At 64.6% G+C, this 12,967-nt stretch carries 10 protein-coding genes and 1 other RNA gene; 6 read left to right on the top strand and 5 right to left on the bottom strand.

The window, feature by feature from the left end; all coding sequences use genetic code 11:
• Positions 1 to 102: 102 nt before the first annotated feature.
• From pgk to tkt, 3 genes are all read right to left on the bottom strand, one after another.
• Complete coding sequence (pgk, locus tag BLS26_RS12990; RefSeq protein WP_092511624.1) at positions 103 to 1,299, bottom strand: phosphoglycerate kinase; 1,197 nt, start codon at positions 1,297 to 1,299, stop codon at positions 103 to 105.
• A gap of 142 nt (positions 1,300 to 1,441) precedes the next feature.
• Complete coding sequence (gene gap, locus BLS26_RS12985) at positions 1,442 to 2,449, bottom strand: type I glyceraldehyde-3-phosphate dehydrogenase (protein ID WP_092511622.1); 1,008 nt, start codon at positions 2,447 to 2,449, stop codon at positions 1,442 to 1,444.
• Between the two features lie 154 nt (positions 2,450 to 2,603).
• Positions 2,604 to 4,589 carry a transketolase gene (tkt, locus tag BLS26_RS12980; RefSeq protein ID WP_092511620.1) on the bottom strand — a complete coding sequence of 662 codons (1,986 nt, stop codon included), beginning with the start codon at positions 4,587 to 4,589 and terminating at the stop codon, positions 2,604 to 2,606.
• Positions 4,590 to 4,973: 384 nt separating this feature from the next.
• Here tkt and BLS26_RS12975 point away from each other — a divergent pair, with 384 nt between their 5' ends.
• From BLS26_RS12975 to BLS26_RS12950, 6 genes are all read left to right on the top strand, one after another.
• Positions 4,974 to 5,306 (top strand): DUF4164 domain-containing protein, encoded by a 333-nt coding sequence (locus tag BLS26_RS12975; protein WP_092511618.1) that lies wholly within the window; start codon positions 4,974 to 4,976, stop codon positions 5,304 to 5,306.
• On the top strand, positions 5,303 to 5,686 hold the full coding sequence (locus BLS26_RS12970) for a cell division protein ZapA (RefSeq protein WP_092511616.1): 384 nt from the start codon (positions 5,303 to 5,305) through the stop codon (positions 5,684 to 5,686). The genes BLS26_RS12975 and BLS26_RS12970 overlap by 4 nt, the downstream gene beginning before the upstream one ends.
• A gap of 154 nt (positions 5,687 to 5,840) precedes the next feature.
• A non-coding RNA gene (gene ssrS / locus BLS26_RS12965) (6S RNA) lies at positions 5,841 to 6,002 on the top strand.
• Between the two features lie 149 nt (positions 6,003 to 6,151).
• A complete protein-coding gene (locus tag BLS26_RS12960; protein ID WP_092511614.1) occupies positions 6,152 to 6,727 on the top strand; it encodes a 5-formyltetrahydrofolate cyclo-ligase in 576 nt (191 codons plus the stop codon).
• 3 nt (positions 6,728 to 6,730) lie between these two features.
• Entirely contained in the window at positions 6,731 to 7,555 is an 825-nt protein-coding gene (locus BLS26_RS12955; protein ID WP_092511612.1) for a TIGR00282 family metallophosphoesterase, read from the top strand.
• 60 nt (positions 7,556 to 7,615) lie between these two features.
• Positions 7,616 to 9,418 (top strand): adenylate/guanylate cyclase domain-containing protein, encoded by a 1,803-nt coding sequence (locus BLS26_RS12950; RefSeq protein ID WP_244541929.1) that lies wholly within the window; start codon positions 7,616 to 7,618, stop codon positions 9,416 to 9,418.
• Between the two features lie 12 nt (positions 9,419 to 9,430).
• Here the strand turns inward: BLS26_RS12950 and BLS26_RS12945 are convergent, their stop codons facing one another.
• Positions 9,431 to 10,774 carry a cytochrome c gene (locus BLS26_RS12945; RefSeq protein WP_092511610.1) on the bottom strand — a complete coding sequence of 448 codons (1,344 nt, stop codon included), beginning with the start codon at positions 10,772 to 10,774 and terminating at the stop codon, positions 9,431 to 9,433.
• Positions 10,771 to 12,966 carry a xanthine dehydrogenase family protein molybdopterin-binding subunit gene (locus BLS26_RS12940; RefSeq protein ID WP_092511608.1) on the bottom strand — a complete coding sequence of 732 codons (2,196 nt, stop codon included), beginning with the start codon at positions 12,964 to 12,966 and terminating at the stop codon, positions 10,771 to 10,773. The genes BLS26_RS12945 and BLS26_RS12940 overlap by 4 nt, the downstream gene beginning before the upstream one ends.
• Position 12,967 lies beyond the last annotated feature (1 nt).

Below are 12,967 nucleotides of genomic sequence, written 5' to 3'. Positions count from 1 at the left end.
TCATAGCGTTTTCAAGCGAAGTGGGTACCGGTTCGGGTAGCAATCAAGCTTGCGCAGATTGCGTAAACTTATCTGCGGTAGAAAACGCGTCAAACGAAAGTCTTAGCGCAGTTTTAGAACTTCGACACCGGGCAGAGGTTTCCCCTCCATCCATTCAAGAAACGCGCCGCCTGCGGTCGAAACATAGCTGAAATCATGGGCAACCCCGGCCTGGTTGAGGGCCGCGACGGTGTCGCCGCCGCCGGCGACCGAAACCAGCTTCTTGGCTTTGGTCCGCTCCGCCGCATGTCTGGCCGACACCATGGTGCCGCGGTCGAACGGCGTCATCTCGAAGGCCCCGAGCGGGCCGTTCCAGACCAGCGTCGCGGCGTCGTCGATGGCGGCGTGAATGCGCGCGATCGATTGCGGGCCGACGTCGAGGATCATGCCTTCGGCCGGAATGGCGTCCAGCCCGTAGGCGTGGGAGGGCGAATTGGCCGCGAAATGATAGGCGACCACGGCGTCGACGGGCAGGATGATGGCGCAGTTCGCGGCTTCCGCCTTGTCCATGATCCGCAGCGCGGTCGCGGCGAGGTCCTTTTCCGCCAGCGATTTGCCGACGCCGACGCCCTGCGCATGCAGGAAGGTATTGGCCATGCCGCCGCCGATGACCAGCGCATCGACCTTGCTGACAAGGTTTTCCAAAAGATCGATCTTGGTCGAAACCTTGGCGCCGCCGATGATCGCGATGACAGGCTTGGTCGGCGCTTCCAGCGCTTTGCCAAGCGCGTCGAGTTCGGCCTGCATGGTGCGGCCGGCATAGGCCGGCAGCTTGTGGCCGAGGCCTTCGGTGGTGGCGTGGGCACGGTGCGCGGCCGAGAAAGCGTCGTTGACCCAGATGTCGCCGAGTTTTGCCAACTCTGCCACGAAGGTTGGATCGTTCTTTTCTTCCTCTTTATGGAAGCGGGTGTTCTCCAGGCACAGGATGTCGCCATCCTTCATCGCGGCGACGGCCTTGGCGGCGGGCTCGCCGATGCAGTCGTCGGCAAACGCGACCGGCTTCTTGATCACCTCCGAGAGCGCGGCGGCGACGGGTTTCAGCGAGTCCTTGGCGTCGCGTCCCTTCGGCCGGCCGAAATGCGCGAGCAGGATCACCTTGCCGCCCTTGCCGGAAATCTCGGTGATGGTCGGCGCGACGCGTTCGAGCCGTGTCGCGTCGCTGACGCGGCCGTTATCCATGGGCACGTTGAGGTCGACGCGCAGCAGTACGCGCTTGCCCTTTACGTCGACGTCATCGAGGGTGCGGAATGATTTTGTCATGCGCGATCTCTTCGGGCGCTTTCTTGTCCAGGGCGCACTGCGGCGCGAAGTGCCGCTGTGCCGAACCGGGACCTACGCAGGGATGGGTCCCGGCTCTGCGGAGCAGCGTGTAAAACGCTGCACCGCGTCCGGGACACGAGACTTACAGCAGCTTCCCCATCGCCACGGCGGTGTCGCCCATGCGGTTGGAGAAACCCCATTCGTTGTCGTACCAGGACATCACCCGCACCAGCGTGCCGTTCTGCACCTTGGTCTGGTCGACGTGGTACGTGGACGAGTGCGGATCGTGGTTGAAGTCGATCGAGACGTTCGGCGCGGTGGTGTAGCCGAGGATGCCCTTGAGCTCCTGCTCCGAGGCGCGCTTCATCGCCTCGTTGATTTCCTTCACGTCGGTGGCGCGCTTGGCGACGATCTTGAGGTCGACCACCGAGACGTTCGGCGTCGGCACCCGGATCGCGACGCCGTCGAGCTTGCCGAGAAGCTCGGGGAGCACGAGGCCGATCGCCTTGGCCGCACCGGTCGAGGTCGGGATCATCGACAGCGCGGCCGCCCGGCCGCGATAGAGATCGCTGTGCAGGGTGTCGAGCGTCGGCTGGTCGCCGGTATAGGCGTGGATCGTGGTCATGAAGCCGGTCTCGATGCCGACGGTGTCGTTCAACACCTTGGCGATCGGGGCCAGGCAATTGGTGGTGCAGGAACCGTTGGAAACGACCAGGTGGTCCCTGGTCAGCTTGTCGTGGTTGACGCCGTAGACGATGGTCGCATCGGCGCCGTCGGACGGCGCCGAAACCAGCACGCGCTTGGCGCCGGCCGTCAGATGGGCCGTCGCCTTGGCCTTGGCGCTGAAGATGCCGGTGCATTCCATCGCGATATCGACGCCGAGTTCCTTCCAGGGCAGCTTCGACGGGTCGCGCTCGGCGGAAACCTTGATCTTGCCGTTGCCGACGCTGATCGAGTCGCCATCGACGGTCACGGTGCCGGGGAACCGACCATGCACGGAGTCGAAGCGCAGCAGATGGGCGTTGGTCTCGACCGGGCCGAGATCGTTGATCCCGACCACTTCGATATCCCTGCGGCCGGATTCCGCGATGGCCCGCAAGATGTTGCGGCCGATGCGGCCAAATCCATTGATCGCGACCCGAATTGCCATGCTTTTTCTCCCTTAATAGCTGGCGCCGTCCCCGCGGACAGTTTCCAAAAAGGAGACGTTCCACGAGGGGCTTACGGCGGATCGCCCGGTTCTGCCGGGCGAGAACGGTCAAGATGGGACCTTAGGTAGCCCTTTTTCCCAATAATCTCAACCGTCAGCCCAAGCGCTTCAGGGCAGCGTTGACCGCAGCCTCGGCGGTAATTCCGAAGTGCTTGTAAAGGTCCTTGGCGGGCGCGCTCGCGCCGAAACCGTGCATGCCGATGAATTCGCCATCCTGGCCGATCACGGCATCCCAGCCCCAGCGCACCGCGGCCTCGATCGCGATCTTCACCGGCGCATTGCCGATGATGGCCTTCTGGCGGTCCGCCGGCTGCGCCAGCAGCAGTTCGAGCGCCGGCACCGAGACCACCCGCGACGCGATGCCGCGTTCCGCCAACTGCTTCTGGGCGGCCACCGCGATTTCGACCTCGGAGCCGGAGGCAAACAGCGACACCTTGGCTTCGCCCTGCGCCGCGACCAGTTCATAGGCGCCATGGCTGCAGGGATTGTCCGCCGGCGCCGAAGTGCGCAGTTGCGGCAGGTTCTGACGGGTCAGCGCCAGCACCGTCGGGCCGTCGATGCGGTTGAGCGCCAGCTCCCAACACTCCGTCACCTCGACGGCGTCGCAGGGCCGGAACACGCGCATGTTGGGAATAGCCCGCAGCGCCGCCAGATGTTCGACCGGCTGATGCGTCGGACCGTCTTCGCCGAGCCCGATCGAATCGTGTGTCATCACGTAGACGACGCCGGTGCCCATCAGGGCCGCGAGCCGCATCGCCGGCCGCGCGTAGTCAGTGAAGATCAGGAAGGTCGCGCCGTTCGGCGCAAAGCCGCCATGCAGGAAGATGCCGTTCATGGCCGCGCACATGCCATGCTCGCGGATGCCGTAATGGATAAAACGGCCCTTCGGCGTCTTGGCGGAAAACGCGGTTGCTGATTTCGCCTTGTTGTTGTTGGAGCCGGTGAGGTCGGCGGAGCCGGCGAGGAATTCCATCGGCATCGCGGCGAAGATCGCCTCGATCGCGGATTCCGATGATTTGCGCGTGGCAATATTTTCCGGCTTCTCGAGCAGCCCCTTTTTGTGGGCCTTGAGCGCCTTTGCCAATGAGGCCGGCCGCTCATGCCGCAGCCGCCGCTCGAACTCGGCGCGCTTGCGGTTGCCGAGTTCGGCAAAGCGGCCTTCCCAGGCCTTGCGCTCGGCGGCACCGCGCGAGCCTGCTTCGCGCCAGGCTTTCAGCACATCCTCGGGCACCGAGAACGGTTCCAGCGAAATGCCGAGCTTTTCCTTGGCGCCCTTGAGTTCTTCAGCGCCGAGCGCCTCGCCGTGGGCTTTCGCGGTGCCGGCCCGCGTCGGCGCACCGAAACCGATGGTGGTCTTGCAGGCGATCAGCGTCGGCTTGCTGGATTTCTGCGCGCGGGTGATCGCGGCCGCAATCGCGTTCTGGTCATGGCCGTCGATCAGTTCGGCGGCCCAGCCGGCGGACTTGAAGCGCTTCACCTGGTCGACCGAGTCGGCGATCGAGGTCGGGCCGTCGATCGAGATGCCGTTGTCGTCGTACAGCACGATCATCTTGCTGAGCTTCCAGTGCCCGGCCATCGCGATCGCTTCCTGCGACACGCCCTCCATCAGGTCGCCGTCGGAGGCGAGCACATAGGTGTGGTGGCCGACCACCTTTTTGCCGAACTCCGCGGCGAGCATCTTTTCCGCCAGCGCCATGCCGACTGCGGTCGCGATGCCCTGGCCGAGCGGGCCGGTGGTGGTCTCGATGCCCTTGGTGTGGAAGTTCTCGGGGTGACCCGGCGTCAGCGAGCCGAGCTGGCGGAAATGCTTGATCTGGTCGAGCGTCATGTCCTTGTTGCCGGTCAGATACAGCAACGCATAGAGCAGCATCGAGCCATGTCCGGCCGACAACACGAATCGGTCACGGTCCGGCCAGTTCGGCTCGGCGGCGTCGAATTTGAGGAACTGGGTGAACAGCACGGTGGCGACGTCGGCGGCGCCCATCGGCAAACCGGGATGGCCTGACTTCGCCTTCTCGACGGCGTCCATGGCAAGGCCACGGATCGCATTGGCCATACGGGTATGATCGACCTGCGTCATGATGAAAATCCGCTTGAAATGAGGAGGTTGGTGACGATCCGCCCGCCGGCGAATTGCAGCGAAAGCGTGCCCTGCGGCACTGAAACTCCGGGGCTGGATAGCACCTCAATCCGCCGAGTCCAAGGTTCGGTAACGCGCTTGCGGTGCGAAAAGTTGCCCGAGGCAGGGTCCGTAAAAGTGGATTCCGGTCGGGATGAGCAGTCATACCAATCGGTATGACCGGTCATACCGATCGGTATGACCGGCGATCCCGATCTAGCGGTGCATAGTTTTGCGGCGACGTTGCGCTAGCCTCGCTTGCCACGTAAATTTCCCGATCTAACCGCTTGCCGAACCGCAGATTTTGCTGTGCGGCTGGCCGATCGAAGGTGTGTACTGTCTCTGATGAGCGATCGTCCTGCCAACGGGCCCGGCCATGCCGAGCCGGTCTTTGCCGACATCGACGCCGCGACGCGGCGGTTGATGGTGGCGCTTGACGCCCTGGAAGCCGCGGCCGAGCGGCGGCGCGACGCGGACCGCGACGAGAACGAACTGGCAAGCCGGATCCAGGCGCTCGGCACCGATCGGTCGCGGCTCGCCGACGAACTTGACGGTTCGCTGGTGAAGACGCGGCGGCTGGAGCGCACCAACCGCGAGATCGCCGAGCGGCTGGATGCCGCGATCGGCACCATCCGCGCCGTGCTCGATGACGACGCTGACGCCGGAGTGATCGAATGAGCCACATCAACGTCACCATCAACGGCCGGCAATACCGCATGGCCTGCGAGGAAGGGCAGGAGGTGCGGCTGCTCAAGCTCGCCGAGAGCCTGGAATCGCGGGTCGAGGAGTTGCGCGGAAAATTCGGCGAGATCGGCGATGCGCGCCTCACCGTGATGGCGGCGCTGACGGTGTGCGACGAACTGCTCGACGCCAACCAGCGCATGCATGCGCTGGAGGGAGAACTCGAGAACCTGCGCAGCGTTCGGGTCGCCGCCACCGATCGCGCCCGGACCACGCAGATCGCGGTCGCCAATGCGCTCAACGCCGCAGCCGACCGGATCGAAAAGACCACGCAGGTGCTGAACCGCACCATCGGCGGCGGCGTCGCAATCGGGTGATTTCTTTCTTACCCTCCAAGGCTTTCTTACCCTCCAAGGCTTTCTTACCCTCCAAGGGAGGGTACGAATCGCAAGCGCGCCCCGCGCCTCCGTTGCCGTGTACAGCCGCCCCTTACCGCTGGCGGAGGCGGCCCATAATGCCTACATTGGGCGGGCGAAGCTGCGTCGTTCGTCAGGAGCCATAATATCCCCGGGGCCTTATCGATCCTTTAGGGAACTGTCCCTGGCCGGGTCCGTGGACCCGGTCATATGGTGCCCACCTACTTTCGTAGGGAACTCCGGGATCGAGTGCTTCAACGGCGATCGCGGCCTCGCACTTTTGTTTTTGTCGCGTCCGATTTTGTTCTGCCCGCGCGTGTCCGCCGCGGCGTCTCGGTCGAATCACTGAAGTCTCTGGATTACTGGGTCACCTGCTCCCGTGCGCCGTTGCGCACAGAGCGGGGGATGACAGCGGAAGGATACTGCATGACGACAACCCTTTCGAAAGCCGATCTTCGCGCCGCCGCGCTCGCCAAGCGCGATGCCTTGAGCGACGAGCAGCGCACCGCTGCGGCGCAGGCGATGGTGAAACGTGCTTTGCCATTCGAGATCGCGCCGGGGACCGTCGTCTCCGGATATTCGCCGATCCGCAACGAGATCGACCCGGCGCCGTTGCTGCGACACCTCTCCGGGCTCGGCGCGAAGCTGGCGCTGCCGGTGGTGCCGGCGCGCGGCAAGTCGCTGATCTTTCGCGCCTGGTCGCCCGACGACCGGCTGATGCTCGGGCCGCTCGGCATTCCCGAGCCGTCACCGGCCGCGGCCGAGGTGATTCCCGATGTCATGCTGGTGCCGCTGGCGGCGTTCGACCGGCAGGGCCACCGCATCGGTTATGGCGCCGGGCATTACGACTTCACGCTGGAGCATCTGCGCAAGGCAAAGGCCATCATCGCCGTCGGCACAGCCTTTGCGGTGCAGGAAATAAAAGCGGTTCCGGCCCAGCCGCACGACGTGGCGCTGGATTATGTGCTAACGGAAAAGAAAGTGTTCGATTTCCGGAGCTGAATTTTGCGTATCCTGTTTATCGGTGACGTCGTCGGCAAGACCGGCCGCACCGCAATATCCGAACATCTGCCCGATATGGTCAGGGACTGGTCACTCGATCTCGTCATCATCAATGGCGAGAATTCCGCCGGCGGCTTCGGGATCACCGAGACGATCTACCAGGAATTCATCGACGCCGGCGCCGATGCGATCACGCTCGGCAACCACGCCTGGAATCAGAAGGAGGCGCTGGTGTTCATCGAGCGCGCGCCGCGCCTGATCCGCCCCTTGAATTTTCCGCGCCATACGCCTGGCCGCGGCTCAGCCCTGATCGACACCAAGAACGGCAAGCGCGCGCTGGTCATCAACGCCATGGGCCGCGTCTTCATGGAGCCGCTGAACGATCCCTTTAGCGCGGTGGGCAAGGAGCTCGATGCCTGTCCGCTGCGCGATGCCGCAGACGCCATCGTCGTCGATTTCCACGGCGAGGCGACCAGCGAAAAGCAGGGCATGGGCTTCTTCTGCGACGGCCGCGCCAGTCTCGTGGTCGGCACCCACACCCATGTCCCGACGGCCGATCACCAGATCCTGTCTGGCGGCACTGCCTACATGAGCGACGCCGGCATGACCGGCGACTACGACTCGATCATCGGTATGCAGAAGGAAGAGCCGCTGCATCGCTTCACCACCGGCATCCCCTCGGGCCGGTTCGAGCCGGCCTTCGGTGTCGCCACCCTCTCAGGCGTCGCGGTCGAAACCGACGATGCGACCGGGCTGGCGCTGCGGATTGCGCCGGTGCGGGCCGGCGGCCGGCTGGAGCCGGCGACGCCGGGGTTTTGGGCGAGCTAGCCTGCGACAGTTTGCCGTGCTTTGATGCGGCGGGAGTTGGCGCTCGACCCGGGAGAACTCTTGGCTATCAAGCACGTGGAGCGTCGTTTGGCGGCGGTGGTCGCGGCTGATGTCGCCGGCTACAGCCGTTTGATGGGCGGCGACGAAGAACGGACGCTGGCCGATCTGAAACATGTCCGGGCGACACTGATCGATCCGGCCATCGCCAATCATCGCGGCCGCATCGTCAAGACTTCCGGCGACGGGCTGCTGGTCGAGTTCGCCAGCGCCGTCGATGCGGCGCGTTGCGCGGTCGAAGTCCAGCGCGCGATGGCGGAGCGAAACGCCGCCGTGCCCAGCGACATCCGACTGGAATTCCGCATTGGCATTCATGTCGGCGACATCATCATCGACGACGACGATATTTTCGGCGACGGCGTCAACATCGCCGCGCGTCTTGAAGGCATGGCCGAACCCGGCGGCATCTGCATCTCCGACGACGCTCACCGGCAGATCCGCGGCAAGGTCGATATCGACTTCGGCGATCTCGGCTCGCAGGCCCTGAAGAACATCGCCGAGCCGATGCGCGTCTGGCAGGTTCGCGTCGGCGGCGAGCCCGCGTCGGCGCCGGCCAGGAGTGTAGCGGTTGGTTCAGCCAGGAGTCCGGAGCTGGCATCGAGCCAGCTTCCCCCGCTGCCCGATAAGCCGTCGATCGCGGTGCTGCCGTTCGACAACCTGAGCGGCGATCGCGAGCAGGAATATTTCGCCGACGGCATGGTCGAGGAGATCATCACCGCGCTGTCGCGGTTCAAGTCGCTGTTCGTGATCGCGCGCAATTCGAGCTTCGCCTACAAGGGCAAGGCGGTCGACATCAAGCTGGTCGGGCGCGAACTTGGCGTGCGCTATGTGCTCGAAGGCAGCGTTCGCAAGGTCGGTCAAAAGGTTCGCATCAGCGGTCAGTTGATCGAGGCGGCGACCGGCAATCACATCTGGGCCGACCGGTTCGATGGTGTACTGGAGGATATCTTCGGTTTGCAGGACCGGATCGCAACCAGCGTGGTCGGGTTGATCGCGCCCAGACTGGAGCAGGCCGAGATCGAGCGGGCGCGACGAAAGCCGACGGAAAAACTCGACAGCTACGATTTCTATTTGCGTGGCGCGGCGTTGCTGCACCAGTGGTCGTCGCTGACGGATGCGCAGGCGTTTTTCGAAAAGGCGATCGAGCGCGATCCGGAATACGCGGCGGCCCATGCCATGGTCGGCTGGATGTGGATGGCGCGACAGGCCATCAACGGCCTGCCGCTCGATGCCGCGCAGCGCACCCAGGCCATCCGGCACGCGCGGCTCGCCACCCGGCTCGCCGACGAAGATGCGTTCGTGCTGGCGACCGCCGGCCACGTCATGGCCTATCTCGCCCACGAATACGACCTCGGCGTTGCCATGATCGAGCAGGCGATCGATCTCAACCCGAACCTCGCCATCGTGTGGTTTTCGCGCGGCTGGGTCTCGTTGATGTGCGACGAGACCGAACGCGCGATCGAGAGTTTCGACCGCATGCTCCGGCTGAGCCCGCTGGATCCGCTGCGCGTCAGCGCCTGGAACGGCACCTCACACGCGTTCTTTTCGCTGTCGCGCTACGAGGAGGGCTGTGCCGCGGCGCTGAAATCGATCCAGTTCAATGTCAACGCGCACTCGCTGGGCGCGTTCATCATCAATGCTGTGCGCGCCGGACGCCCCGGCGAGACGCAGAAGGCGGTCGGCCGGCTCCTGAAGATTGCGCCGGGTTTTCGAACCTCGCATGTGACCGAGGCCTATCCGGTGCGCCGCGTCCACCGCCGCGATGAAATCGCCGCCGCGCTTCGCGACGCCGGTTTGCCGGATTAGCTCACCCGCCGATTACTCCGCCGTCTGCTTGCGCAACTCAGCCACGTCCTGCGCCGTCAGCCTCGAACCTTTGCTGCCGAAACGCGCGGTGACGTAGTTGGCGACGGCAGCGATCTCGTCGTCGGAATAGGCGTCGCCGAACGCCGGCATCGAGAGTGCGCCGTCGGGCGTATGGCGTTTGGTGCCGGAGATCACGATCTGCGCCACATTGGTGGCGCCGGGATCGTTGACCGCCCACGCGCCGGTCAGCGTCGCCATCGGCGAGATCGCGCTTTCGCCGCTCCAGCTATGACAACTGACGCAAGCGCCCTGGAACACCATCTTGCCGCGGGCCTCTTGCAGACCGTCCTTGTGCGAAGCCGATGCCGGCGGTGCGAGGGTTGCCGGCAAGTCGCTGGAGGTGGTCGGCGGAACGCTGCGCAGATAGGTCACGATGGCGCGGATGTCTTCCGGCGCCATCTGGCTAAAGCTGTGGTCGACCGCTTCGCCCATCGGTCCCGATGCGGTGCCGTGGCCCGCGGCATGTCCGATCGAGAGATAGGAGATCAGGTCGTCGTCACGCCAGCCGCCGACGCCGGTGGCCTTGTCCGAGGAGATGTTGAAGGCGCGCCAGCCCGCGGTGATCGCACCGGCGAATTTCTTGCGGTTGTTGAGCGCGAACGCCAGATTGCGCGGCGTGTGGCATTCGCCGCAATGGGCGAGCGCTTCGGCGAGATAGGCGCCGCGGTTCCATTCCGGGCTCTTCGAGGTGTCCGGCTCGTATCGCGTGTCCGGATTGAAAATCTCCGACCAGAACATCATCGCCCAGCGCTGGTTGAACGGAAATGAAAGTGTATTGGCTGGTGGCGTCGCGCGCACCGGCGCGAGGCTGAACAGATAGGCCTTGATCGCCAGCGCATCGGCGTCGCTGATATAGGTGTAGGACGTATACGGCATCGCCGGATAAAGCCGCGCGCCGTCGTGGCGGACGCCGCGCTGAACCGCGTTGAGGAAATCCTGGTCGCTGTAATTGCCGATCCCGGTTTCCTTGTCGGGGGTGATGTTGGTCGAATAGAGCGTGCCGAACGGCAGCTTGAAGCCGAGACCACCGGCATATTCCTTGCCGCCCTGCATGGTGTGGCAGACCATGCAGTCGGCTGCCTTCGCCAGATATTCGCCGCGCTCCACGGCACTTGCCTGTGCGAGCGCCTTGGGAACACCGGTCGGATTGGCGTCCTTGTAATCTTTCAGTTCGACGCGTGGGCCACCGGCGAACGCCATCGGGTCGGGGCCGCGGATGACCCAGACGGCGATCAGCCCTGCCGCCACCACGATGCCGACGACGATCGTCAGAATACGACGGGCATGCGGGCTCATGCTTTTTTCCCCGCCGCCAGCAGAGAACGGTCGATCGGCAACCTGCGCAAGGCGACGCCGGTCGCGGCATAGATCGCGTTGCGCAAGGCGGGCGGTCCCGCCGTGGTGCCGGTCTCGCCGATACCGCCCGGCGCTTCGCCGCTTTTGACGACATGAACCTGGATTTTGGGCGCCTGATCGATCCGCAGCATCCGGTAGTCGTGGAAGTTGGATTGCTGGACGCGTCCCTTGTCGATGGTGATCTCGCCGTAGAGTGCGGCGGTGAGGCCGAAGATCAGTCCGCCCTCGACCTGCGCCATGATGATGTCCGGATTGACGGCGATGCCGGTATCCACCGCCGAGGTCACGCGGCGCAGCTTGATCTCACCCTGCTCGTCGACTTCCGCTTCCACCACGGTGGCGATGAAACTTCCGAAGGACGGTTGCAGACACACGCCGCGCCCGACGCGCGCCGGCAGCGGCTGACCCCAGTTGGCTTTTTCCGCGGCGAGATTGAGTACCGACAGGAACCGCGGCTGGTTGGCGAGCATGCCGCGACGAAATTCAACGGGGTCCTTGCCGGCCTTGCGCGCCAGTTCGTCCATGAAGCATTCGGCGGCAAACACATTGTTGTTGGGGCCGACGCCGCGCCAGAACCCGGTCGGCACCGCCGGCGGTTCGGCCCGGACATATTCGACGTGGAAATTCGGAATGTCGTAGGGCAGGTCGGCCGCGCTATCGATGGCGTCGATGTCGATGCCCTTCTGGAACGCCGGCGGCAGCCACCGCGCCAGGATCGCAGCACCCGCGATCTTGTATTTCCAGCCGACGACCTTGCCGCCGGACAGGCTCGCCGCGATGGTGTCGCGATAGACCGGGCGATAGACATCATGCTGGATGTCTTCCTCGCGGGTCCACACCACCTTTACCGGTCCGTCGACCTGCTTGGCGATGCGAACGGCCGCGACCACCATGTCAGGTTCGAGCTTGCGGCCGAAGCCGCCGCCCAGCAGATGCTGGTTCACGGTCACCTTCTCGACCGGCAGCCCGGCCGCCTTGGCCGCCTCCGATTGCACCCGCGCCATGATCTGCGTCCCGGTCCAGACCTCGCAGGAATCAGGCTTGAGATGAACGGTGGCGCTCAGCGGCTCCATCGTCGCATGGGCAAGAAACGGCAACTCGAACGAGGCTTCGAACTTTTCACCGGCTGCGAGGCCCTTGGCGATATCGCCGTTGGACTTTGCGACCACGCCGTCCTTTTCGCTGGCGGCACGGAGGTCGTCCCAGACCGTTTTCGAACTAACCTTGGCGTTCGCCCCCTCGTTCCACTCGATCCTGAGCGCTTCGAGGCCCTTCTTCGCCGCCCACATGTGATCGCCGACCACGGCAACGAGATCGTCGAGCACCACGATCTTGCGCACGCCTGGAATTTTCTTCGCAGCACTGTCGTCAACCTTGCCGACCTTGCCGCCGAAAACCGGACATTGCGCCAGCGTTGCGAACTTCATGTCCGGCAGCATCGCATCGATGCCGTAGACGGCCTTGCCATTGACCTTGTCTGGTGTATCGAGCCGCTTCAGCGGCTGGCCGATAGTGACGAAATCCTTGGGGTCCTTGAGTGGGACATCCTTGGGCGGCGTCAGGCTGCCCGCGGCCTGCGCCAGCGCGCCATAGGAAAGCGTCCGCCCACTCGCCTTGTGCGTCACCACGCCCTTCGATGTGGTGCAGCTTGCCGGATCGACTTCCCATTGCGCCGCCGCCGCCTGCACCAGCATGGCGCGCGCGCTGGCGCCGGCCTGGCGAAGCGGCTTCCAGAAAGCCCGGACTGACGTGGAGCCGCCGGTTGCCTGAATGACGAAGATCGGATTGCCGTAGAGCTTCTCGTTGGCCGGCGCGTGCTGCAGCTTCACTTGCGACCAGTCGGCGTCGAGCTCATCGGCCAGAATCATCGAAATGGCAGTGTAGATTCCCTGTCCCATCTCGACTTGCGGCATCACCAGCGTGGTCGCGCCCTCGGCGTCGATGCGGATGAAGGCGTTGGGTGCGAACTTGCCGTCGGTCAGGTCAGGCGGCTGCACCGGCTCGTTGACCGCGGCGCGCAGCGGAAAGTGAAAGGCGAGCAGGAAGCCGCCGGCCAGTCCGCTGCTCAGCAGCGCACGGCGTGAAACGCCACCGGAGGTCTTGCGCGCGGCACTCTTCTCAATCGATATCATG

Source organism: Afipia sp. GAS231 (assembly GCF_900103365.1).
In the GTDB taxonomy this organism is placed as follows: domain Bacteria; phylum Pseudomonadota; class Alphaproteobacteria; order Rhizobiales; family Xanthobacteraceae; genus Bradyrhizobium.
Note: the sequence above shows the minus strand (reverse complement) of the source record. Positions and strands in the feature narration are given on the sequence as shown.

Coding starts and splice junctions, on each gene's coding strand:
- BLS26_RS12940 (WP_092511608.1), bottom strand. CDS start 12,966: ATGATATCGATTGAGAAGAGTGCCGCGCGCAAGACCTCCGGTGGCGTT.
- BLS26_RS12975 (WP_092511618.1), top strand. CDS start 4,974: ATGAGCGATCGTCCTGCCAACGGGCCCGGCCATGCCGAGCCGGTCTTT.
- gap (WP_092511622.1), bottom strand. CDS start 2,449: ATGGCAATTCGGGTCGCGATCAATGGATTTGGCCGCATCGGCCGCAAC.
- tkt (WP_092511620.1), bottom strand. CDS start 4,589: ATGACGCAGGTCGATCATACCCGTATGGCCAATGCGATCCGTGGCCTT.
- BLS26_RS12945 (WP_092511610.1), bottom strand. CDS start 10,774: ATGAGCCCGCATGCCCGTCGTATTCTGACGATCGTCGTCGGCATCGTG.
- pgk (WP_092511624.1), bottom strand. CDS start 1,299: ATGACAAAATCATTCCGCACCCTCGATGACGTCGACGTAAAGGGCAAG.
- BLS26_RS12960 (WP_092511614.1), top strand. CDS start 6,152: ATGACGACAACCCTTTCGAAAGCCGATCTTCGCGCCGCCGCGCTCGCC.
- BLS26_RS12970 (WP_092511616.1), top strand. CDS start 5,303: ATGAGCCACATCAACGTCACCATCAACGGCCGGCAATACCGCATGGCC.